Genomic DNA, 24622 nt, shown 5'->3' with positions numbered 1-24622 from the left:
GTTTTTACCATGAAACAAAAAGGAGAAAACACCTAAATGTTTTCTCCTTTTACGTTATTTATTATCAATGTTTTATACTTTTCTTTTCTCTACTAATTTCTTTCCTGCACTTAATAGTTGGTTGATTTCGGTGTAGCCCAAAAACATTTTCACTACTTTTCCTGTGTTTGGGTCAATGAAGAATAATGATGGATAACCTTGTACTTCATAAATGCTTGATAGTCTTACGCCTTCATCAGATTCCATATCAACTGCGGCATTTACAAAGTTTTGGTTGAAAAATTCGCCCAAAGTTTTATCAGGAAAAACCTTTGCTTGCAGCATCTTGCATGGCCCGCACCAAGTAGTGTAAGCATCCATAAAAATGAGTTTTTTTTCAGCTTTCGCTTTTTTAAGGATTTCTTTCCAAGAGCCTTCTGTAAATTGTATTCCTGTCGTACTCTTACCGTGTTGAGCAAATGACGCCATGCTCATGAAAACGCCAACAAGTGCTATAAAAAGTGTTTTCTTCATTTTTAGTGTTTGGTTTGCGAAATGCCCGCCTTTACAAGCATCGTTTCATAAAATTAATAATAGAATTCTATAACGCAAAAAGCTATACAAATAGTTTATTTGGTTTAGTGCAAGTTTTGTTCCAAATTTAATGTAATTAAGTCAGAATAGGTCAATACATGTACAACAACAGTTCATTATTGAAGTGCCTCGTTCCCTCATATTCTCCTTTGTGCGTTGGCTGTGCTTGCAGGTACTCTGAGGTTATCCAAGCTATTTTTTACCTTCTAATTTATTTCATCATTCTACCACCTCAGCACCTCAGAGTCTCCTTTGCACTGATTTTCCTTACGCACTCTGGAGACTCTGAGGGAACATAAAAATGCAATTTCCCATTGTTTTTTATTTTTATAATCAAATACTGCTGTAAGAATATCTTTAAAGTAATTTTTAGCCAAAACAGCTACTTCTTTGCCACCCATTATTCCAATAGTTTTATTGACAATCGGTAATCCTTCTATGGCTATATCAAACAAATAAACGTTGTCTGAAATCTATTTTACTCTTCTTGCAGCTTTCCAAAGTGTAGAATCTATTCCCAAAAACTCATTAAAATCCATGTAATTGTTTTCAGGGTTTTTAGGGTCATAATATACTTTGAATTTGTAGCCGATTAGAGTTTGTTTATCATTGTTGAATTGTTTAAACTTGGAGCCAGACCTTTTTAATTCATAATCAGTCGCATTTTTAAAAAATACAATATCTTTCACTTTATATCTATAATGAAATGAGTAAGTATTTCTTCCTAAATTAATTTCATATATCTCACCTTCTGACCAATTATTCTCGTTTTTTAATTTTATTTCCTCATTATCTCTAAAACTTCGGAATATTATTGCTACCAATACAATTCCTAAAAAAAATAATATGGGTATTATTATTTTTTCTCTAATTTTTGTTGATATTTTCATATACTTATTTGTTTACAAAAAAATTATCATTTAATAGCTCGCCTAAATCACTTCTGTTAAAATAATTTACTAACGTAAAGTTTAGAATTTCTGCTGCATATTCTTTTGTTTTGATACTGAATTCTTGAATAATTTTAATTGCTAAATCTTGTTTTATGCCTGCATCGGTAAAGGATTTTTCCCATATGGAAGAATATTTACCAATTAACTCGCCTGCTAATCTATCCGTTACAAGGTCTCCTATTGCTTGACTTGGCTTTTTACTGAAGAAAGCAATTTGCCACTTGTCTTTATTCTTATAATCAAAAGTTGCAGTCAAAATATCTTTAAAGTAATTTTTTGCCAAAATAGCTACTTCTTTACCACCCATTATTCCAATAGTTTTATTGACAATCGGTAATCCTTCTATGGCTATATCAAACAAATCAAGGTTATCTACTACACTTTGCATCGAAAAATCTTTGCCCTGTTCTATATACAAAGTTACCATTTGTTTGCTTGCTTCTACACCCATATTTAAGCCTATTTCTCCTAAAATACCTAAGCCCGCGGCACTACCTAAACCTCCAGTAGCAAATGTGGTCGTAGCAATAATGATACTTTTTCCCATCATATCTCCAAAAGCATTCAAACTTTGACCATAGGCAATATAAGTATCTTTGGGGCAATCGTAGCCTACTGGTTTAAACTCTTGGTAATTCGTTTTACCTGCTTCTACAAACATAAACTTTTCATCACCCCAACCGTCGGTTGTTTGTCTGCAAATATGATAGTATTTGCCATTTTCTTTTATGGTTATAAAATTACCCCAGTCAGCATATAGATGTTTCCAATCTTTGTGCAAAGCCGAATTATACCAATTGTGTATATCTGATTTGGGGGCATTAGTAGGGTTTACTCCATCAAAACAAGCATTAATGCTTATTATTATTGGTGGTGGTTTCATGAAAATGATATTGTCAATCGCCTCAACAGCATCCTCTACCAATTTTCCTGTGCTAACCAAGTCATTAAAATCTTCTTTTAAAGAAGTACCTTGTACATCTTTTACTAAGCCTTCAATCGCAGTTTGGCAAGTGGCTTCGTTGGATATTTTTGTTAAAAACTCATCTGTTATTGGTGGTAATGTAATTCCTTGCTCTTCAAAAATAGGGTTTTGAAGGATAGTATTTTTTAGTGTTTTTACCTTTTCGGTAGTTATAGGAGCTTCTATTACTAATTTCCCATTATCACAAATCAAGATTCATCGTTTTTGTATCTTAATCGTTTTACAATAGGTATTTGGTATAAAACATAAAAAACTATCAAAATTAAAGTAGTAATAATTGACACTAAAAGAGTATGTTTTAAAAAATAAATTAAATATACCCTTCTATACGGTATAATATAAAAACAAATAGAATATATTGTAATTGAAAAGAAATGTGTTTTAGCTTTTTTAATAAATACCAAATTTGATATGAAATAAATTAAGAGTAATAGTATCCAAAACAAAACAGCGAGTACATCTTGATAAACTCCGTGGAACATTTCCTTTCCCCAAGAAAATACATTTTCTAATAAAAATTTTTCTACCGTTAAAAATATTAAAGGTATTGATAGTGTTTCAAGAATCACTAACATTATCAAAGCTATTCTTTTCATTTAAATACAATAAAGTATGATTTCCCAACTTTTTGGGGGCTGACACAGGCTTCTTTTTGATATTACGCTTTTGCATATGATATAATTAAAAAAACTACAATAAGGAGTGGGGGGGGGGCAGTCAATTACAAAATATTATAGAATTTTTAGTCAGTTTTTTTGAAAAAAATACTTGTTTATCATTAAGAAGAGATAGAATAAAAATATTTGTATCGCAATTATGATGATAAGTAAGCCCCATTTTGTAAACTTTTCATCTAAACGTATATAAATGAATAGTAATATTGCATATATAATCAACCCAATAAAAATGCGAATGAATTTATTCTTGATTATTTCTAAAATACTAATGCTTGAATATCCAACTAAAAATGATATACTCAATAAAGCAAATGAATAGAAAAAAAAGCCATAATCATGTAAACTTTCTGAAATAGAGTTTCCTAAAATCCAAAAACAAACAAATACTAAATTAGATATACTAATCTGTTTCACGATAAGTTTCATAGAAATATTATTTATAGTGTTGACTAACCCAATACAGTATTTGCCATTGCCCTGTTTTATCATTCTGTAAGCTATATCCCGCAGAAACTAATACATACTTACTAACAAAACCACATTGGTAATGATTACATTACATCTAGTTCTTCAATAATTTTACCTATTTGATTTGAATAATAGTACAAAAGTAAAATTGAAATAACCACATAGCATATAGAAAAAGAAGCATTATTAATATTATTGTGAAAAGCAGAAATTGAGTAGTTCAGATATAAAAGCAATAGTAAAAGAAGAGATGTTTTTAACTCTTTTATATAGAGGTTGTTTAGTATTATAAAAAGATTCCCAAAATAGGTTGAATTTTGTGGTGCGAATCATCAAAAAGACCTACAGTGGAAATCTTGAGTAAAAATACGATTGAACAATATATATTACCAAATTTAAGTATTGGTTTACGTGGAAAAGAGTGTGAAATAGAACAGTTGACAGCTATTGTTTCAGCAATTTTATATCGTTTGAAAACAGGTTGTCAATGGCGTCAACTGCCAGTAAAGCAATTTTTTAATAATAAGGTTTTAACATGGCAAGGAGTCTATTATCACTTTAATGAATGGGTCAAGGACGGCTCTTGGACAAAAGTTTGGATAAATATTTTAGCATCAAACTATTCATATTTAGACTTATCTTGTATCCAACTTGATGGTAGTCATACACTTGCCAAACGTGGAGGTGAAGCTGTTGGGTATCAAGGTCGAAAAGCATCAAAAACAACTAATTTGCTCTTTTTAGCTGATAATCAGGGACAAATGTTGGCATGTGCCAGCCCACAAGAAGGAAAACACAACGACCTTTATAATATTCAGGAACTCTTTGAAGAACTGTGTCAAATGCTCATAAAAGCAGGAATTAATCTCAGAGGCCTTTTTCTAAATGCTGATGCTGGATTCGATAGCAAAGAATTTCGTCAAATTTGTAAAAATAAAGAAATTGAAGCCAATATTGATGTTAATTCTCGAAATAACAAAATAGAAAATCAATCTACTGAATATCAGCATTTTGATGAAGAGTTATACAAACGACGAGTACTCATTGAGCACGCTAATGCTTGGATGGATAGTTTCAAAGCATTACTTGTCAGGTTTGAAACGAAAGCAATTAACTGGGTGGCTTTAAATTTATTGGCATTCTCAGTTCGTTTTTTACGAAAAATTAAATATAAAAGTTAATCCTAAACAAGTTCATAAACAGAACTAATGTAAACAAGCAATAATGTAATAATTGTTAGTACTAATATTTCTAATAGTTGATAAATAGATATTGTGAAAATAAGAATCATTTTCCCCCTTATATCTTCAATGGGATAAAATAAGAAAGGTATAACTTGAAAGACACAGATACGTAAATCCTCTTTCATTAATTGCCAAAACAATTTATTTGTCGCCATTTTATTTCTGTTAACTCCGTATTTACAATTGCTTCTACTTGTCTTAGATAGGCTAATGTATTCGTTTTAGCAAGTTCTGCCTCTTTTAAATAATCTGTTTGTATAACAGGCAACAAAGCTTTGATAGAACAGATTTTTTTTGAATCGTACCATATGTAATATTTCCATTTGTTTTCATAATTACTAAGTTACTACCGTATTTTATTTTTCGGTGAATGTCTAAGTTTATTCTTTAATCATTGTTTTTATTGTCTTGAAATATTTTGTTTTTACATTTAGTTTCTTCAAAAAAGCGTACCCCCAAATTTGGAACATTGTCCCCGTTTTTTAAAAAGAGTCTAAATCGGAAAGAATTTTTGGGATTGATGCCCAATAATAAACAATTAAGCTCAGTGAGAAAAAATATAATGGAATGAGATGCCAAAGTGGAATGTCTGGAGGAAATCCTTTATCATTTAAAACAGAAAAGTTATAATCATAAAAGGCAATAAAAATTACGAAAATTATTCTTTTTATCAATATTTTATTATTGAACTTGTTTAGGATTAACTTTTATATTTAATTTTTCGTAAAAAACGAACTGAGAATGCCAATAAATTTAAAGCCACCCAGTTAATTGCTTTCGTTTCAAACCTGACAAGTAATGCTTTGAAACTATCCATCCAAGCATTAGCGTGCTCAATGAGTACTCGTCGTTTGTATAACTCTTCATCAAAATGCTGATATTCAGTAGATTGATTTTCTATTTTGTTATTTCGAGAATTAACATCAATATTGGCTTCAATTTCTTTATTTTTACAAATTTGACGAAATTCTTTGCTATCGAATCCAGCATCAGCATTTAGAAAAAGGCCTCTGAGATTAATTCCTGCTTTTATGAGCATTTGACACAGTTCTTCAAAGAGTTCCTGAATATTATAAAGGTCGTTGTGTTTTCCTTCTTGTGGGCTGGCACATGCCAACATTTGTCCCTGATTATCAGCTAAAAAGAGCAAATTAGTTGTTTTTGATGCTTTTCGACCTTGATACCCAACAGCTTCACCTCCACGTTTGGCAAGTGTATGACTACCATCAAGTTGGATACAAGATAAGTCTAAATATGAATAGTTTGATGCTAAAATATTTATCCAAACTTTTGTCCAAGAGCCGTCCTTGACCCATTCATTAAAGTGATAATAGACTCCTCGCCATGTTAAAACCTTATTATTAAAAAATTGCTTTACTGGCAGTTGACGCCATTGACAACCTGTTTTCAAACGATATAAAATTGCTGAAACAATAGCTGTCAACTGTTCTATTTCACACTCTTTTCCACGTAAACCAATACTTAAATTTGGTAATATATATTGTTCAATCGTATTTTTACTCAAGATTTCCACTGTAGGTCTTTTTGATGATTCGCACCACAAAATTCAACCTATTTTGGGAATCTTTTTATAATACTAAACAACCTCATTGAAAATTTTTATATATCGAATGCCAATCGCAGGTTTATTTTAAAGAAAGCGTTTCAGCAAGAATCTATAAAAGCTCCTATAAAAGGTTGGGTTGGTGGTAAACGAAAATATAGCGACTTTTCTTGCCCTCTATGTAACTCCAATTGGGTTATTAAAGATGGTTTACGAAACAAGAAGGAACGATATAAATGTAGAAGTTGTAATAAACGATTTTTCTACATTTTAGAATAATATTGTATACCATAATCAGGAATTTGATTGCTAAAACATACCATTATCTATATTTCTTTGCATTCTTAATATTCGCTTAATTTCTTTTTATAATAAAAATCCAAAAACTTGGAACACCACTAACGAGGTTTTTCAAAGTAACTTACTCCATTCCATTTGCTTATATGAAATTAAAAGTTCATTTTTTTGCTCCAAGTCTTTAATATCTCTGCTCAATATAACAAAATTAAAATCATCGGGGTCTTGGTTCATTCTTTTTAATTCGAGGGCCATTCCTAATGTACCAGTATTTGATACATAAGAAATTATGTGTCCTATAATTCCTGTATCAATAGTTAATACACAACCATTAAAAATTATGCTTTCATTATCCTCAAAATTAATTTTGAGGGATTGTTGTATGTAATTATTATAAATTGCTATAATTTTTTCCCCTTTTAAGCTTTGTAATATTTCCATATTAATCAATACTTTCTACTTCAATAGTTTTATAAGCAATTCTTATTTCATTTTGAAAATGTTCCTTTCCTCCATCTCCTTTTATCAGAAAAAAGTTATATTCATCAACATCTAAGTTCATTTCTCTAAAAACTATAACAAAACTCATTTCTCCCTTATAATCGTTTAAATTTTTTACAATTTTCCCTATTATACCAGAATCAAATACTAATGGGCAATCATGAAATACCAAATATTTATTTGTATTTTCAAAACTAATTGACAACTTATTTTGATTATAGTAATGAATCATTGCATGTACCTTTAACCCTATAAATTCCTCAAAGATATTTTTCATAATTTTTCTCTTTTGATTTAACTACTAAATAAATAGCTTTAAAATTAGGGTATCAAGAAGTAATAACTCTATCCTAAATTCTTTTTAACAATCACCTCCTTTGATGTGTATTTTTCCAGCTCCAAATCAAAACCATATAGTTGATAGTCAATTTTTAATTCCTTATAATTAGGGTTGCTTTCATAAAAATCTATAATAGCTTTTCTTACAATTGCTCTATTTTCTATTTTGTATTCATTGTAAAACCATTCTGCACCAAAATTCCAATCAATTCCTAAAATTAATGTTGGTATATTTTTATTATCTATGTAAATGCTCAAAATATACTTATTGTCTGTTTGTTTAAAATTTTTCTCTATACTTTCATATTGGAGACTTGCAGATGCAATAATTATTGTTGTACCAAAACTCATATTTAATATATTATTAACAGCAGGATAATTAATTTTAGACAAAATACTATCAACAATTGAACTATATGGTTCATTCGATTTATTCTCATCAATAAGAAATAATTCATAATCAACGCCTTCAAAAGCACTAACATTAAAGAAAAAAAAGTGTCTAATAAACTCATTTAATGCACTTTTTAGGTCATAAAAAAACGTTTCCTCGTTTGTGCTTTTTGGATATTCTGAAATTACCATTGAATATTCAAATAACAAATAATCTTTTGAAAATGGCTTTTCTATTCCAAATTCGTTTTCGATAAGTCTTCCTTCTATTATCATTGTATTTATTTCAATAAAGTTAAATCTAAATCTACCCAGCCATCCGTAGCCTTTAGAGTGAGTTTAGAAATTGTACCATCATTCTTTAGCTTCGCAAAGGGTTGATACGTTTTTCTTTGCCACTCATATGTAATCTGTGCAACAGTCATATCATTTATTTCTACAAAGAGATTTACATTTTTGAGACCAACATTATTTACAGAAGCATAGGCATCATTTATCCGAGTAATCCATTTTCCCGAATTGGTAGTTTTCAACTGTATAAATTTACTATCTATTACCAAAATTCCGTCAACTGCTGCCTGCTTAGTACTTACAGGGGTATAGGCTTTTGTTCCATATTTATTACATATGTCCTCTAAAAATGCTAATTCATTAGGAGAACCTATATTTATTTTCTCTACAGTTGTGGCTGGGTCAGCATAAATAAGTTTATTACTATAATAAGTACCATCGGCATTTTTTAGAAAATCAATTGTTTTAAAATCTGAATAACCTATTTTTTGTAACTGATTTTTTAATAATGTTAAATTTGCAAGCGTTGTCTGTTTACTTGTTTGCCATAAATATAGTAAATCTAAATCTCCTTCAAGTGCTTGTTTTAAAGTGGATTTGCCTAAATCCGCTTCTAAGCTACTTAAAATTGCATCATCCCATAATAATCTATCTAACTCATCTAAAACATGCGTAGCTAATTTCTGAATATTGGGGTAATTTGCATAACGAGAGGCTGTTGTTGTTCCTTTTAGCCACTTTTCTCCGTTGGTATCTTCAACAAATTCAATTGTACCAGTTTTAAAGCTACTGCCTCTTTCCATGAAATGAACATTTGTCACTTCATCGAGCTTCGTTGTTGCTCCTGTTCCTGTAAACCAACGCTCAAAATACTAATAACCCCACCTTTGGAACACTACCAAGCTTATCCAACTACCCATTCTTTTAAAAATTTAAAAAAATCAACTGTTTCAATTTCTTCTTTTTCAACATCATTTAAATTATTGTAATATAAAACGGTTATTTCTTTCATACATGAAACCCAAGAATTGCATCCATCTACCGAAAACTCTAATGAAGGCTTAAATTCGTAATTATTTTCGTAATCATAATTTGAACTCCCATCACTTATAATTTTATAGATTTCTTCATCAGAGGCTCTCATTAAAAACTCTAATTCGATTAAACTCGATTTAAGTTTTTCTTTATCAGTTAATAAATAATTGAACAATAACGCTACTTCTTCTGAGTGATTTATACCCGAAAAGCTTACTTGTTTTTTGTTTATTTTTTGTTTTTCAATAAAATACTTCATAGTATAGGAAATATGGTTTCTATTACGCCATTACGTTCTAAAAATTGAATCTTAAACCCTTCAGAGCAAACCCCCTCATATACATAAGCACCATTACCGATTGAGGTAGCACTACCTTTATTAGACCAAGCTAAAGCAATTTCTTCCTGCATTTTACCTTTTGTCCAACTGTCAGGAAACAGAGTAGAATTTCTACTTTTAGTTTTCCAACCCCAAAAAGTAGGGTCTGGCACATTGGTATTTGGGTTATAATTTCGTTGATGATACAAATATAAATCTTCATCATAAACTCTAATTTTACATTCTTTTAACCCATTTGCAGTATTACTATTTGCGGTACTTATTATCTGAATATCTCCTGTACGATATGGTGGATTACTATTAACCGCACTAATATGATGCCCACCTCCTGCATTACCAAAAGTTGTTGTGCCATCTGCATTTAAGGTTTTCTTAATATCTCCTCTAAAAATATGCTTATCAATTAGGTCATTAAATTCTAATTTTACTTTTTTCAAAGCCTGCAAAAATTTACTTTCCCCTTTAAAGCTATTTAGGTGATTTACATTCTTCCATACCTCCAACAAACTCACATCTTCTTCAAAAGCAGTTTTTAAAGCACTGTTTCCAGCCAAATCAGTTTCTAAAGTAGTTAATAAATCATCTGCCAAATTATCTACTTCATCTAAAACATGTGTAGCTAATTTCTGAATATTTGGATAATTGGCATAACGAGAGGCAGTTGTTGTGGCTTTTAGCCACTTTTCTCCGTTGGCGTCTTCAACAAATTCAATTGTACCAGTTTTAAAGCTACTGCCTCTTTCCATGAAATGAACATTTGTCACTTCATCGAGCTTCGTTGTTACTCCTTTAACCAAATTTTTAAATTTCTAATCCTGAAATTTGAAAAACTGTCCAACCTTAAGGCTTCATAATTTCTTTTAGTTTTTTCAAAACACCAATATAATTATTTACATAAGTTTCGTTTTCATTTAACCAATTGTCGTCGTAAAAAGATGAAGGCTCTAAATCACACCATATTCCTTTTAAATCATTTCTAATGTATTCTATAAACTCTCTTTTGTTTATTTTTTCCATTTTTTCAATTGTAAAATCAATCATTTTTATTGCATAGTCTAACCTATTATCTTCTTTATCAATTAATTCTTCATCAAAAAAAAACTTACCATGGGGAATATGAAAATTACTTTTAATATCATCTAAAAATTCATAAAACCATTTCGGATGTTGATATTTCGAAAGAAATAACTCCATAAACTTTTGTACCCATGAGATTAGCCCATTGTTGTAGTCAAACTCTTTTCCCTTAAATCTTACCGTTTCCCAGCCCATTATTTTGTAATATTTATAAGTTTACTTGTTCCAAATTTACTAATAATATAATCCATTGTTTCTGTATATAAAGTGGGTTCTAATTGCTTCATCTTTGTAAGGTTCGAAACAATCCCCAAATTTGGAACACTGTCAAACCTTAGGCCTTCATAATTTCTTTTAAACTCTTTAAAACACCTACATAATATTTTTCATAAGTTTCATTTTCTTCCATCCAGTTTTCATCATAAAAAGATTCGGGCATTAAGTCACACCAAGAACCCTTTAAACTTTCTCTTATATATTCAATAAACTTTCTTTTGTTAATACTTTCCATCTTTTTTAATGTTAAATCAATCATTTTTATCGCATAATCCAACCTGCTATTTTCTTTATCAATTAATTCTTCATCGAAAAAGAACTTTCCATGAGCTATGTGGAAATTACTATTTAAATCATCTAATGCTTCATAAAACCATTCTGGGTGTTCATATTCCCTCAAATATAATTCCATGAATTTCTGTACCTTAGATACAATCTGGTTATTTTCCATGTAATATTTTTTATTAAAAAAAACTGGTTCTGCTCCCATTATTTTGTAATATTTATAAGTTTATTCGTTCCAAATTTATTAATAATATAATCCATTGTTTCTGTATATAAAGTGGGTTCCAATCGCTTCATATTAGTAAGATTTAAAACAACATAATCAGACTTTATAAAATGTATATCCAACGATTCAAAGAATTTTCTTTTTTGTGACGGTTTTCTTGCAAATTCGCTAATAGCCATTTCGGCAATTCCACCACCTGTTTCATCAAAAGTTTTTCCTCTGTATGGGCCACTCAAGGAAACCCAATCCCCTTTTGTTGTATTGTCTATGGCTTTATATCTTTCAAAGTACCCATATCGTTCTTCGATTTCAAAACCAGCCTCTCCTTCTATTATTGACTCCTCACCTTTATCAAGGTCTTTACCAAGTTCTTTTATTCTTTCAGTTGGATTTGTTTTTCTGGTCTTTATTATTTTTCCAACTTTTTTAACTAATTCAGCATTAGGCTCTTTGATAAGTTTCCAAACGTCTACTAAATCAGCCTCGCTTTCAAAAGCGGTTTTTAGTTCAATATTTCCAGTTAAATCACTTTCTAACTTAACTAAAAAATCATCTGCTAAATTATCTACTTCATCAAGTACATGCGTTGCAAGTTTTTGTATATTGGGATAATTGGCATAGCGAGAGGCAGTCGTTGAAGCTTTTAGCCATTTATTGCCACTGGCATCTTCAACAAATTCAATTGTACCAGTTTTAAAGCTACTGCCTCTTTCCATGAAATGAACATTTGTCACTTCATCGAGCTTCGTTGTTACTCCCGTTCCTGTAAACCAACGCTCTGAGGTATATACACCTTCTTTACTTACAGTAAACAAACTCGTAGTTTGGCCTTCGGCAATTACTTTAACTTCGGTGGCTGTATGCTCAATTGCTCGTAAAGGTATATTTTTAGGCAGCTTAGGGAGTTTTTTTAGGGTATTTACTCCTACTTCGGCAGGGCTTGCTCCACCAGCAGTAGCAAATATACTACCTACTTCAAACATCCGCTTGCCGATAGCATAATTCTGTAAATCGTTTAGCGTGCCTACATTACCTAAATCTTTGGCAAAAGTCTCAACGTATTTATCAATATTGGCATGGAGTGCATCAAACCCACTCGCCCATTTATCCCAGTTTAATACAATATCGGCATATATGGGTACTTTTTTCTTGAATTTTATGTATTCTTCACAAGCATTAATGTCTTCGGCAAGTGTCTCTATTTGTTCGTTTTTCCATTTATCAACTACAAAATTGATAAGCTCACTATCATAATCAAGCTTGCGTATCTCATCTTCGAGTTTGTCTATTTTCTTGATATTATCCCACAACTCGTCTTCACAGGTAATTCCCAATAGATAATCACGAAGTAGGTCGTCTATATTACTAAGTGGCATTACGAATTTGCCAAATTGCCCAAAATTTACCCCTGTCCGATAGGTTTCATCAATAACACCCGCCAATTGTGCAAAGTTGGGGTTGCCAACTCCTTTCCAAAAACACTCAGGCACTATTCCGTTGTCATAGGCTCTCAGTTGGGTTGTGGTACATTTATGTAGAGTGTTCCAATATGATTCAAAAGAATCTAAGAAATTAGGCTGTAATTCGGCGAGTGTATTCTCTAAAAATGGTTGATATGGTTTAAATTCATAAAATTGAGACGCAGGCAAAAGCCAACCACCTTTGGCATTCAAATCATCGGTCAGGTACTTACCATTTTCATCTTTTTTGATGCTTGGTAGAATATTAATATCATAAAAGCCCGCAAAACCGTTACTACCGTCATAAACTAAAGGTTTATACTCTTTTCCATTTATGATGTAATTACCTGCGGTATTCCTTACCACATCTACATAAAAGCTTACCAGATAATTACCTATTTTATAGTTCTTAGTAGTTGTTTTTGTATCAGGGTCTGGTAAGTCAATGATGTATTTCTTACCAAGATAGTCTTGTAATAATTTATCATTTACCTCTGGGGATGTCTTTGTTTTTTCTTTATAATCGCTTATTAGAATATCTCCTTCGAATGTACTTGCTAATAATTCGGCTGCATTTCCAAAATCGCATTCATCAGAATTACCGTTTACTATGGCATTAATTATTGCCTCTTTATTAGCCGGGAGCTGGTAAGTAGCAACTGTTTTCAACCCTGATTCGAGTTTTGGTAAGAATTGTGCTACTTTTTCAGCAGATATTTTACCCTCTTTATCTTTTAACAAATTAATATCGGCACATAATAGGCCTGCAATATATCCTGCCATTGCCTGCTTAAGTTGTATTTTTGTTTCGCTGCAAGTAGAAGTAGTTGCATAGGCAACTCTTCCCCCAGCAACAGGAGTCTCAGATGGTGCATCATTGGTTGCGTTAATTTTAGGTTTTATTGTATAACTTAAAGAACAATCGACCCCATCAATACTACAAATTGCTTTATAGGTAGTTATTGTATTAGTTACACGTACACCAATGCCACCTCGTTCGTTTTCTTCTATTCCATAATAGTTAAAACCTGTACCTTCCTTTTTATACCAACTTACAGTAACTGGACATGAAACATTTGGTACTAAATCAATAATATCATTGACAGGCCATGATTCCTCTTTTGTTGTATTCTGCCAACCTTCACAATCAAAAGCAGTTACCCCAATAAATGCAGAACAGGTACTGCCACATTTCACGGTATAATAAGTAACCCGGTCATTTTGTTTTGTTTTTATGGAGGTATTAATACTATACTGGTCATCCCAAGACCAGATAGGAGTTGTACTACAACCCACCACCTCCAACCTTATTTCTTGTCCAGGTTTTACGACAGGAAAGCCATAATAAGGCTTTTTATCGGTTGCATTTTTATAAAAATTAATACCAAAATTTTTAGGGCATGTGCCTTGTGTACCTGCTAATACAGCACCAGAACCCGTCAATTGAACATTAATAGTGACCGTTTTGGTAGCCTCAAAGTCTTCACCCTTACATGTAGCTTGAAATGTTTTTGGAGGGCTAACATTTACCGTTCTTACAGCTTGCCCTTGGGCTTCTCCATCAGACCAAAATACACTTCCACCAATACACCCACTGGTTGTAAGGATAACAGGTTGGGTTTTTCCATAAGGAATCTGTGTTTTTGAAGCCGTTAACTGGAAATTTCTTAATGTGGCATTAATCGGTACTTCTATCACAGAGGGAGAAAATCCTACTTTATTACATGTAGCAATAAATGTAGTTGCGTTACTTAAAATTATGGAAGCATCTGTTGGTGATAAATTACTAATTATTGTTCCTGTACTTTTGTTTTTCCAAATGACTTTCCCGTTTGTACAGCCATCACCAATTAATTTAACGGTATTAGACTCACCCTTAAAGATAGTCGTTGGAGTAGCTTTAGGTTTAAAGTCTTCACAAACAATTTCTGGAGCTAAAAACTTATCAATTTTTATGTTTTGAGTTGCTTTTTTATCCATACATACAGCTTCATAGGTAACATTTGTGACTGGTTGTACGACAATGAAGTTTCCTTCTTCTCCTGTACTCCATTTGACAATATCACCACAACCTTGTGCTGTAAGTGTGATGTTTTCAGCAATTTTATATGAGTTTTTTAAAGGCTGGGCTAAAATCTTAAATGGATTTACATTTAATTTAACTACATCACCACAGGGTGTTAAAGGAGTCCTGCTACATAATGCAACATACGTAAGGGTTTCAGTAGGTTTAATGGTAATTATTGTTCCTGTTTTTCCATTATTCCAATTGACAGTAGTGGGACAACCTGTCGCCTTTAGCGTAATTTCTTCTCCAATATTTATATTGTTTGTTTTAGAACTACTCACGGAAAAAGGTACTCCAAAATAATTTTCACATGGCAAATAGACATCTACCGTTACTTCACTTTTACAAGTTTTTGTGTAAGTGGTATTATATCCACAAAAACCACCATACTGAGTTGTACAACTCAGGATAAAAGTAGTTTTGCCATTGATTGCCATATCTGAATAGGCAGACCCAAAATTGCCATTTGCATTTATAAAACTTAGAGAACCAGTTGCATTATATGGGCAAGAGCTTAATAAGAGAACTTTGTCTCCTTTTTTTACAATATTGGAGGGAGTTGTAAGTTTGGTCTCAGTAGTACATTCTGGCTGGGTGACATTAACTGTAATAGGGTCTGATTGACACCCATCATTACCACAAATGCCGACATACACACTACTTTTAGAGGGGCAAAAAGTGGGACTTGATTCATTAATATCGGTTGTAGATGACTTCCAAGTTACGGAACCACTGCATCCTGTTAGTTGTAATGTTATCCCATCCCCACTAATTATTGAGATGGGGTTGGTTGTCCAAATATTTTTGAGCTGTGTTCTATCGTAGTAAAGTACTCTTGCAATTGCCTTACAGGTATTAAAATTACCCAAAGTTGCATCACTTGTTAGATTGTTACCCACTGCAACTAATTCATAATCATATAATTGTTCGGAATCTAAATCTTCTAATGTTATGGTATTTCTGTTTCCTATTGGAATAAACTTTTCTAACCCAACTTTATCTCTATATACTAATCTATAACTTTCGTGTAACTTATTCTTATCCCAAGATAGTTTAAGGGAGTTTTTGTCAAGTTGTACAATTTTAACATTTTCAGGTTTGGGCAATATATTTTTAAGTGTACTGAATTTTCCATTTAAGTAAGTATCTCCTAATTTACTGCCGATGTACGCATCAATTTTAAACTCGTAATTACTATTTTCTTGTAGTTTTTTAAGGTATAAACTATTTTTACTATCTACAGTCTCTATTAATTCTCCTCCATTGGGAGTTTTGTAGCTGATTACATATTTAGTAAATCTTGGGTCGCCTTCCCAAACAATAGTTGATTGATTAGTCCCTATGTCAGCGACAATTACATTTTGTATTCTTGGTGGTTTAGGGGTGTTTTCTTGATGTAATGCCTTTATTTTCTCAATAATAGCATCAACCTTGGCTTTTAAATCTGGAATGGTCGGGTAACTTGTTCCTGCGGGCGGCGTTCCGCCTTCAATGGTTTGTTTATCGGCATTGAGTTGGGTCAAGATGGCCGTCATATCTCCTATGATTTCGGCTATTTTAGGGTCAGTTTCACCCGAACCAAATACCTCCGAAAACTTATCTTTCCAAGTACCGATGGCTACTTCTACCCCTTTGGTATAAGTCAGTAAATCCTGTTTTTCTTGTGGGGTTACTGTTCCTTTGGTCGCTATTTCGCTACCTTTTTCTTGGTATTTTTTTATGGCTACTTCTAAATCACCATGAAAAACCGTAGGTTCGGTGAGTTTGATAATATCGGCAATGGTTCTAACTTGCTCATTTTGCAAGTCAGTTTGGCTGATTGGGCGAGTGCGGAAGTAATCGCCCACCTCATATACACAGCCGCCTTGTGTACCTGCTTCACCTTTTTTTGCTTTGATACCCGAAAACTCAACGGCCATGAAAGAGTTATCTAAAAATGGTAGCTTTACAAGCCCCTTCCCTGAAAGTGTATTGCCGCCACCAATTGCCGTCACTAAAACAGCGTAATCGTAAATACCCAATACATCGCCTACATTGAGCGAGCGAAGGTCTTCGGCATCAACTGGTGGCAAGTCAACGAATGGATGAGTAGGACTACATTCAGCATAAGCATCGGCATTAGTCACGCATTCAGGTTTGATAATTTTGTTAAAAATACCATCTAAAGTCTCCACAGGTCTTGTCGTACCATCGGTATTGATTTCAACACCAATCGTATAAGGGTCAAGAATAGCAGGGTCTATCATTTCAGGGTCTTCTTCATCAAACTCCGAATCATCAATCTTAAATATTTCTGGCTCAGTACTTGGGTCTCCCGAAGGGAGTATATCTCCTTCACGAAGTGCAGCCATAGTGTTGGTATTATCTCCACAAGCTGAACTCAGCTTAAACTCATAGTCTGTTTTATCTTTCAATCCACTAATGACCGCACTGTTACCATTGAATGGTACAGAATTCCAAATCGAAGTCTTGGTTGTTTTATACCAAGCCGTGATGGGATAAGTCTCGGCATCTTCGGCAGTGGCTTCACAGGTCAACTCTACTCTTCCTTTGCCAATTGGATTAATCACCATACCTTCGGGGGCTACGCAGGGCTTGCCGTAGCTAAAAGTAACCACTTGACTTTTTCCCTCATTTTCATAATCATCCGCATTCGTATCATCTAATTCTTGCACCTGAACGGCATAGCGTTTTCCTTTCTCCAGCGGAATATTCCCTGCTCCATAATTAAAATAAGGATTGGTAGTGGTAATTTCAATTGGCTGAATTCCGCTATTGGCAACTACATTGGGGTCATCATCGCCGCTGAGGGGGTAGATTCTAAGTTTATAGGTTTTTCCTTGGGCGGCATTCAACGATGCCGTGCTGCGGCTCGTCCAAGAAAACAAAACATTTTGGGGAGTTGTAACGGGTAGAATCGCTCCATCCTGCGGAATATTGATGATAGGCGGATAGTTTTTGAATACATTCATCAAGGCCATACCCGTATTAGATACTTGTCTGTTTCGGTCAACTTCGTAGGCTTCTACTGTCCAAGTGTAGAGTCCTTCAGGCAAACGTCCACCATTATACAAAGCACTAATATCCACGCCATCCACAACTAAATTCGAGATATTGAAATACTCGGCTAAATCACTGGCGGTCAGCATTCTTGGTTGTCCAGGGATTAGTGTCAAGGTCTGATTTGGAATAAAGCCATCTATGGTACGAATATCAACCCCAACACCCGATAAACGGATTTTTAAATAAACATCCACCGAAGGTTTGGTCAGGTCTTTGAGTAATAAATGCACCTTGAACATATCGGTACTGGTACTAATCTCCGACCATTTTAGAGTGTAGCTCGGCTTGACAATGGGAGTGCAAGTAACGGGGTAGTTTTGACTCAAAGCTCTTGTGGATAGCAGAAACAAGACCATAGTCAAACTTCTACCAAATAGCCTTGTGATGGATTTGTAGTAAGGAAAAGTCATCTTTAATATGTATATATCAGGCAATCACATATATCAATAAACATTTGTGATTTTATTTGACTCTTGTATGGAAGTTTAGGTCACAATGGGCTTTTTAAAAATCAAAATATATTTTTAAAAGGCTTGTTGAATTGACCTTAGTATGATGATGGGCGATTATTGAAACTAGAGAACAAATCTACTCAGTAGGTATTAAAGTCACGGAATGTGCTAAAATTAGCGTATTTGAATTTTGTAATTAATTGAAAGTAGGAGAAGAGAGGAGTAAGATACACTGGTTATCAAAAATAATTGATAACCAGTATGAAATTTGAAGCAGATTTTTTTAATCTAAAAGTTTGATTTAAGTAACAAAACCCAATTGTTAAATACATTTAAGAATAATTTATTGAGCAGGGGTTTTACATGTAAACGTCAATTATTTTTTTATTGAATAGTTTTTATAGGTTAAATAGACACCAATAATATATTTAACTTTAAATTTCACCCTGCCCAATTTTCTCTATCCAAACTACGGTATTGGATGGCTTCAGCCAAATGCTCAATTCTGATTTCCTCTGAACCTGCCAAATCGGCAATTGTTCGACTTACCTTTAGAATACGATCATAGGCACGTGCTGAAAGACCGAGGCGTTCCATTGCTTTTTTGAGTAATGCTTTTCCTGCATCGCCAATATCACAGATTACTTTCACCATTTCGGGTGGCATCATAGCGTTGGAGTGTATTTCGGGGTAATTCTCAAAACGTTGAGTTTGAATTTCTCTGGCTTTTACTACACGCTCACGAATTTCGGCTGAAGTTTCATTTTTGCGAGTAGAGGCAATTTGGTCGAAACTTACGGGGGTCACTTCTACGTGTAAGTCAATTCTATCTAAAAGGGGCCCAGAAATTTTATTTAGGTATTTGCCTACAGTTCCTGGTGGACAAGAACAATCTTTTTCAGGATGATTGTAATAACCACATGGGCAAGGGTTCATACTGGCAATGAGCATAAAATTGGCTGGAAAATCAACTGCTTGCCGTGTGCGAGAAATAACTACTTTTCGCTCTTCCAATGGCTGACGCATTACTTCTAAAACCGTGCGTTTAAATTCGGGAAGCTCATCAAGAAATAATACACCATTATGAGCCAATGAAATTTCACCAGGTTGGGGAAAACTTCCTCCGCCAACCAGGGCAGCATCAGAAATAGAGTGATGTGGCGAACGAAACGGTCGTCGAGCAATGAGCGTGGCTTTTGTTCCCAACTTTCCTGCCACCGAGTGAATTTTGGTGGTTTCGAGTGCTTCATGAAGTGTTAATGGTGGCAAAATCGAAGGAATTCGTTTGGCAAGCATTGTTTTCCCTGCTCCCGGAGGGCCAATCATAATCACATTGTGCCCGCCAGCGGCCGCAATTTCCATGGCACGTTTAATATTTTCTTGTCCTTGCACGTGCGAAAAATCAGCATCGTATTCATTGATGGAATTAAAGAAAATATCGCGGGTATCGGTCACGAGTGGCTCAATTTCTTTTCTTCCTGTTAGAAAATCAATGGCTTCGGTGAGTGATTCGACAGGAATAACATCTAATGAATTCACAATTGAAGCTTCCATGGCATTTTCAGCGGGAAGAATAAAGCCTTTCAGCTTGTTTTTTCGAGCTTCAATGGCAATCGGCAAAACTCCTTTGATAGGGCGAAGGGTTCCATCTAAAGCTAATTCGCCTAAAATAACGTAATCTTCTAAGTTCTTAGTTGTTTTTATTTGTCCAGATACCGCAAGTAAACCCAAAGCCATTGGCAAATCATAGGCAGAGCCTTCTTTTCGAATATCAGCAGGGGCGAGGTTAATAACTGTTTTTTGACGAGAAATTTGATAATTACAGTTTTTGAGGGCAGCATCAACTCGTTGTTGACTTTCTTTTACCGCTCCATCTGGTAAGCCAACAATGGCCATTCCAGTTCCTTGTACGACACTTACTTCGACAGTAATTAAAGTTGCATCGACACCATAAACAGCAGCCCCGAAGGTTTTAGACAGCATAAGTTTGTTAGAAATTAAATATAATAAATAACCACTAAGACACTAATAATCACTAAGTTTTATCAAAAGAATAAACCTAGTATTGCATTAGTTTCTTAGTGGCCTTAAATATCAGGAAATTACTGCTCCCAACGCCAGTCTTTTCCAATAATCAACTCGTTTTTAAGATTTTGTTTAATCAAAAACTCTTTGGTTTCTTGGTCATTCATTTTCTTTACAGGAAGCTCATCGGCTTCTGCTAGGGCATAAAGCATCATGGCCGTGAAGCGTACATTATTGCTGATTTGCTTTTTATCAATCAAATCGAAGCGGTCGCAATTGGCATGATAGCAATTATAAGCTTTTACAGGAAAACTACCTGATGGCGAACAAACAGGAACTCCTTGAATCATAAATGGCTGATGGTCAGAGTGTAAGCCTGCTGAGTTAGGGTTTACATTCGAATACGTTGAGTCTATGTCTTTGATTTTCTTACCTATTTCATCAAAGAATTTTCGTAATTCTGGGCGACCCATCGCATTGAAACCTTTGGCATTATTCACCATATCAAGGTTTACCATTAGTTGTACTTGGTCGAGCTTACCTTCATCTTTGTACTTTTTTACCATTGCTTTCGAGCCTAGTAAACCTTGTTCTTCGCCCATAAACATCACAAACTCAATAGTTCTTTTTGGACGTAAATTCAATGATTGAAATACACGAGCAATATCCAAGACAGAAAACGAGCCAATTCCGTTATCCATCGCACCAGTTGCCAAATCCCAAGAGTCTAGGTGTCCACCAATAACGATTTTCTCTTTTTTCATTTTTTTTGAACTACCCGGTAAAGTTGCTATCACATTTCTAGCTCTAATTGGTCGGCTGAAATTTCTCATATCAATCACAGCTAAAAGATTTGGTTCTTCACCCATCCATTTGCGAATAGCTTTTCCTGTTTCAACCGATACACAAACTGCAGGAATTGGAATTAAATCGCCCGTAACAGAGGCTGTTCCTGTGAGTAAAACACCACCGTCAACGGCATTGGCAATGATAACACCAGCGGCTCCGTATTTAATAGCTAAAGCGGTTTTCTCAGAGCGGTGAAGGTTCTTTTTGCCCTTATTATCAGGCGATTGAATGTTAATATTAAACAAAGCAATTTTTCCTTTTACTTGTTCTTTAACTTTCTCGAAGTCAGATTCGATACCATCGCCACAATCAACGATTGCTCCTTGTAGGTGCGAAGAAACTGGCGAATGGGCCAATGCCACAACTGGAACATCTCTGAAGTTATCACTCCCTTTAGGTACGATTGCTAAGCTTACCGTATCTCTTGCCCAAGATTCTACCTCAAATGGCAAATATTTTACATCAACAAAGCCGTATGCTTTCAATAATTTGTAAGCATATTCTTCGGCTTTTTTGCCATTCGTACTACCTGTAAGTCGATGCCCGATAGTTGAAGTGGCCTCTCCGAGCGTTTCATACGCACGTCCTCTATAAAGCACATCTTGATTGATTTTAATAAAAACATCTTCAAGACTATCTCGCTTTACTCTGAACGAAGAAAGAGCAGCAACAATGACTACGAATATTAAAACAAAATGCTGTTTTTTCATTAGATTTATTGATGATTAAGTATATAGTTTAGACTGTTTGGTTTGGCTTTAAGAAAAATGCACAACAACTCACTGTATATCAACCACTTATCAGAACACACCTATCGGAAACACATTTCAATGAATTATTTGTAATTATTCAATCCGTAATATTAATTGTAAAAATCGTTATTTTTTTATTTTTCCACAAAATGTCTTTATTTTTTCGTTTGATTGGTATTTAGGGCAAATAATTTTTCACTCAAAGAATAACAATATCGTGTATTTTTGCCAAAAAACAGCACCTCTCACAAAGAACATTTTTCAATTTATATCAGATATATGAGTAATCAATCAAGAATGCAAAATTTAGGAATAAATCCACCAACAGTTCAACAAAAACCAAAAGAATTAACCATTCATAATCATACAAGAATTGATAATTATTATTGGCTTAATGAGCAAGAAAACCCCGAGGTTTTAGCTTATCTGAATGCCGAAAATGCTTATCTCGAGCAAGTAATGGCACCAGTAAAGCCACTTCAAGAGCAACTTTTTCAGGAAATGAAAGGGAGAATCAAGGAGCAGGATGAATCTGTCCCTGTAAAAGATGGTGAATACTTTTATTATGTAAAATACATAGAAGGAGGGGAGTACCCGATTTATTGTCGCAAGAAAGGCTCGCTTGAGGCCACAGAAGAGGTCTTGCTCGATGGCAACGAAATGGGTAAAGGTAAAAAGTATTTTAATATCGGAGGTTACGAAATAACAGATGATGATTCAATCATTGCCTATGGGGTAGATACGGTAAGCCGTAGAAATTATACGGTAAGATTTAAAAACTTAATTACAGGAGAAATTTACAAAGACCAAATCAAGAATACTGAAGGAGGAAGTTATGCTTGGGCGGCTGATAATAAGACCTTTTTCTACATTCTCAGAGACCCAAAAACACTTTTGGGATACCAAGTTTGGCGGCATACGCTCGGCACTGACACCAAGAACGATGTATTGGTCTATGAAGAAAAAGATAACCAATACTACATGGGGCTTTACAAAATGAAGTCGAAAAAGTATATTGCGATAGTCTCAGACCATAATGGAATTGCTTCGGAATACCAACTCTTAGATGCCAACAACCCAACCCGTGCCTGCCAAACCTTCTTGCCTCGTGAGCGAGGACACGAATATGCAATTGAGCATTTTGAAGATAAATTCTATGTTCGAACGAACCTCAATCATGCTTTAAATTTTAAATTAATGGAGGTCAGTGAAGATAAAACCGCTGATTTGACTTCTTGGAAGACTGTCATTGAGCATCGTCCCGAAGTATACCTCGAAAGTATGGAGGTGTTTAAAAACCATTTGGTTATACAAGAAATCTTTCAAGGTTTGAGTCAAATTCGAATTATTAACCAACAGACTAAAGAAGAGCATTTCTTAAACTTTGGTGAACCAACATACGATGCAAACATTGGTTTAAATCCATCTTTCAATACAAGTGTTCTGCGTTTTAGCTATACCTCGCTCACAACGCCCAACTCAACATTTGATTATGATATGGAGACACGTGTAAAAGAGCTAAAAAAACAGCAGACGGTTTTGGGTGGTTTTGATAAAGAAAATTATGTTTCGGAAAGAGTTTTTGTCACCGCCCGCGACGGTGCAAATGTGCCAGTATCAATCGTTTACAGAAAAGATACGAAACTCGATGGTACAGCCCCATTACTGCAATATGCCTATGGCTCTTACGGAATGTCAACTGAAGCTGCTTTTGGTTCGAGTCGCCTGAGCTTACTCAATCGTGGTTTTGTGTATGCAATCGCTCACATACGTGGTGGACAAGAAATGGGTAGAGAATGGTACGAAAATGGCAAGATGTTTAAAAAAATTAATACTTTCTACGATTTTATTGATTGTTCAGAATTTCTAATAGCAAATAAATATTGCAGTCCAGAAAAGCTTTTCGCCTTAGGTGGAAGTGCTGGCGGCTTATTGATGGGTGCCATCATTAACCTTCGTCCAGACCTTTACCGTGGGGTTGTCGCTTCTGTTCCCTTTGTTGATGTGGTAACCACCATGCTCGATGATACTATTCCGTTAACCACTGGTGAGTATGAAGAATGGGGTAATCCAAACAACAAAGATTCATACGAATATATGCTTTCTTATTCACCCTACGATAATGTGGAAGCCAAGGAATATCCTAACCTTTTAGTAACAACGGGCTTACACGATTCTCAGGTTCAATACTTCGAGCCAGCTAAATGGGTGGCTAAACTTCGCTCCACAAAAACAGATAATAATTTGTTATTAATGCATATAAATATGGCGGCCGGGCACGGCGGAGCATCGGGTAGATTTGCCACTTTAAGAGAGGTTGCAATGGAATATGCCTTTCTCATAGACTTGGCTGGTATTGTAGAATAAATATTGGCCAATTAATCATTATTTGGCAAAATAATAGAGTTTTTTGTAGAAATTTCTAACAT

General features: G+C 34.2%; 20 protein-coding genes. 4 read left to right on the top strand and 16 right to left on the bottom strand.

Annotation, left to right across the window (positions count from 1 at the left end):
* Window positions 1-72: 72 nt before the first annotated feature.
* From EMTOL_RS07730 to EMTOL_RS07715, 4 genes are all read right to left on the bottom strand, one after another.
* Window positions 73-513 (bottom strand): thioredoxin family protein, encoded by a 441-nt coding sequence (locus EMTOL_RS07730; RefSeq protein ID WP_015028717.1) that lies wholly within the window; start codon window positions 511-513, stop codon window positions 73-75.
* A 284-nt stretch (window positions 514-797) separates the two neighbouring features.
* Complete coding sequence (locus tag EMTOL_RS07725; protein WP_015028716.1) at window positions 798-974, bottom strand: hypothetical protein; 177 nt, start codon at window positions 972-974, stop codon at window positions 798-800.
* Window positions 975-1046: 72 nt separating this feature from the next.
* Entirely contained in the window at window positions 1047-1463 is a 417-nt protein-coding gene (locus tag EMTOL_RS07720) for a hypothetical protein (protein WP_041693465.1), read from the bottom strand.
* A gap of 4 nt (window positions 1464-1467) precedes the next feature.
* Entirely contained in the window at window positions 1468-2703 is a 1236-nt protein-coding gene (locus EMTOL_RS07715) for a hypothetical protein (RefSeq protein ID WP_015028715.1), read from the bottom strand.
* A 675-nt stretch (window positions 2704-3378) separates the two neighbouring features.
* Between EMTOL_RS07715 and EMTOL_RS22385 the strand changes: the two genes are divergently transcribed.
* Complete coding sequence (locus tag EMTOL_RS22385; RefSeq protein WP_305953197.1) at window positions 3379-3507, top strand: hypothetical protein; 129 nt, start codon at window positions 3379-3381, stop codon at window positions 3505-3507.
* A gap of 496 nt (window positions 3508-4003) precedes the next feature.
* Window positions 4004-4837 carry an IS5 family transposase gene (locus tag EMTOL_RS07700; RefSeq protein ID WP_015027236.1) on the top strand — a complete coding sequence of 278 codons (834 nt, stop codon included), beginning with the start codon at window positions 4004-4006 and terminating at the stop codon, window positions 4835-4837.
* Between the two features lie 763 nt (window positions 4838-5600).
* On the opposite strand, the gene EMTOL_RS07690 is transcribed toward EMTOL_RS07700, so the two are convergent.
* The gene (locus tag EMTOL_RS07690) at window positions 5601-6434 is read right to left on the bottom strand and encodes an IS5 family transposase (RefSeq protein WP_015028711.1); all 834 of its coding nucleotides are present in this window, start codon (window positions 6432-6434) and stop codon (window positions 5601-5603) included.
* A gap of 57 nt (window positions 6435-6491) precedes the next feature.
* On the opposite strand from EMTOL_RS07690, the gene EMTOL_RS22675 reads away from it, so the two are divergent.
* A complete protein-coding gene (locus EMTOL_RS22675) occupies window positions 6492-6743 on the top strand; it encodes an IS1/IS1595 family N-terminal zinc-binding domain-containing protein (protein WP_445447089.1) in 252 nt (83 codons plus the stop codon).
* Window positions 6744-6875: 132 nt separating this feature from the next.
* Here EMTOL_RS22675 and EMTOL_RS07685 read toward each other — a convergent pair whose 3' ends face one another.
* The 11 genes from EMTOL_RS07685 to EMTOL_RS07635 form a co-directional block, all read right to left on the bottom strand.
* Window positions 6876-7202, bottom strand: a complete 327-nt coding sequence (locus EMTOL_RS07685) for a hypothetical protein (RefSeq protein WP_015028710.1) — start codon at window positions 7200-7202, stop codon at window positions 6876-6878.
* A gap of 1 nt (window position 7203) precedes the next feature.
* The gene (locus tag EMTOL_RS07680) at window positions 7204-7539 is read right to left on the bottom strand and encodes a hypothetical protein (protein ID WP_015028709.1); all 336 of its coding nucleotides are present in this window, start codon (window positions 7537-7539) and stop codon (window positions 7204-7206) included.
* A gap of 68 nt (window positions 7540-7607) precedes the next feature.
* Entirely contained in the window at window positions 7608-8270 is a 663-nt protein-coding gene (locus EMTOL_RS07675; RefSeq protein WP_015028708.1) for a hypothetical protein, read from the bottom strand.
* A gap of 5 nt (window positions 8271-8275) precedes the next feature.
* Window positions 8276-9088: a hypothetical protein gene (locus tag EMTOL_RS07670; RefSeq protein WP_015028707.1), complete on the bottom strand. Its 813-nt coding sequence runs from the start codon at window positions 9086-9088 to the stop codon at window positions 8276-8278.
* Between the two features lie 101 nt (window positions 9089-9189).
* Window positions 9190-9579: a hypothetical protein gene (locus EMTOL_RS07665; RefSeq protein WP_015028706.1), complete on the bottom strand. Its 390-nt coding sequence runs from the start codon at window positions 9577-9579 to the stop codon at window positions 9190-9192.
* Window positions 9576-10406: an EndoU domain-containing protein gene (locus EMTOL_RS07660; protein WP_305953196.1), complete on the bottom strand. Its 831-nt coding sequence runs from the start codon at window positions 10404-10406 to the stop codon at window positions 9576-9578. The genes EMTOL_RS07665 and EMTOL_RS07660 overlap by 4 nt, the downstream gene beginning before the upstream one ends.
* A gap of 94 nt (window positions 10407-10500) precedes the next feature.
* Entirely contained in the window at window positions 10501-10854 is a 354-nt protein-coding gene (locus EMTOL_RS07655) for a hypothetical protein (protein WP_305953195.1), read from the bottom strand.
* Window positions 10855-11071: 217 nt separating this feature from the next.
* On the bottom strand, window positions 11072-11503 hold the full coding sequence (locus tag EMTOL_RS07650; RefSeq protein ID WP_015028703.1) for a hypothetical protein: 432 nt from the start codon (window positions 11501-11503) through the stop codon (window positions 11072-11074).
* Window positions 11503-18441, bottom strand: a complete 6939-nt coding sequence (locus tag EMTOL_RS07645) for a fibronectin type III domain-containing protein (RefSeq protein ID WP_305953194.1) — start codon at window positions 18439-18441, stop codon at window positions 11503-11505. Before EMTOL_RS07645 ends, EMTOL_RS07650 begins: the two co-directional genes overlap by 1 nt.
* A 567-nt stretch (window positions 18442-19008) precedes the next feature.
* Entirely contained in the window at window positions 19009-20550 is a 1542-nt protein-coding gene (locus tag EMTOL_RS07640; protein WP_015028701.1) for a YifB family Mg chelatase-like AAA ATPase, read from the bottom strand.
* Between the two features lie 119 nt (window positions 20551-20669).
* Window positions 20670-22151 carry a M20/M25/M40 family metallo-hydrolase gene (locus EMTOL_RS07635; RefSeq protein ID WP_015028700.1) on the bottom strand — a complete coding sequence of 494 codons (1482 nt, stop codon included), beginning with the start codon at window positions 22149-22151 and terminating at the stop codon, window positions 20670-20672.
* Between the two features lie 321 nt (window positions 22152-22472).
* Here EMTOL_RS07635 and EMTOL_RS07630 point away from each other — a divergent pair, with 321 nt between their 5' ends.
* Window positions 22473-24560: a S9 family peptidase gene (locus EMTOL_RS07630; protein ID WP_305953193.1), complete on the top strand. Its 2088-nt coding sequence runs from the start codon at window positions 22473-22475 to the stop codon at window positions 24558-24560.
* Window positions 24561-24622: the final 62 nt, after the last annotated feature.

It is taken from the genome of Emticicia oligotrophica DSM 17448, from assembly GCF_000263195.1.
GTDB classification, from domain to species: Bacteria; Bacteroidota; Bacteroidia; order Cytophagales; family Spirosomataceae; genus Emticicia; species Emticicia oligotrophica.
The sequence above is the reverse complement of the archived record's forward strand: the minus strand, read 5'-3'. Positions and strand labels throughout refer to the sequence as shown.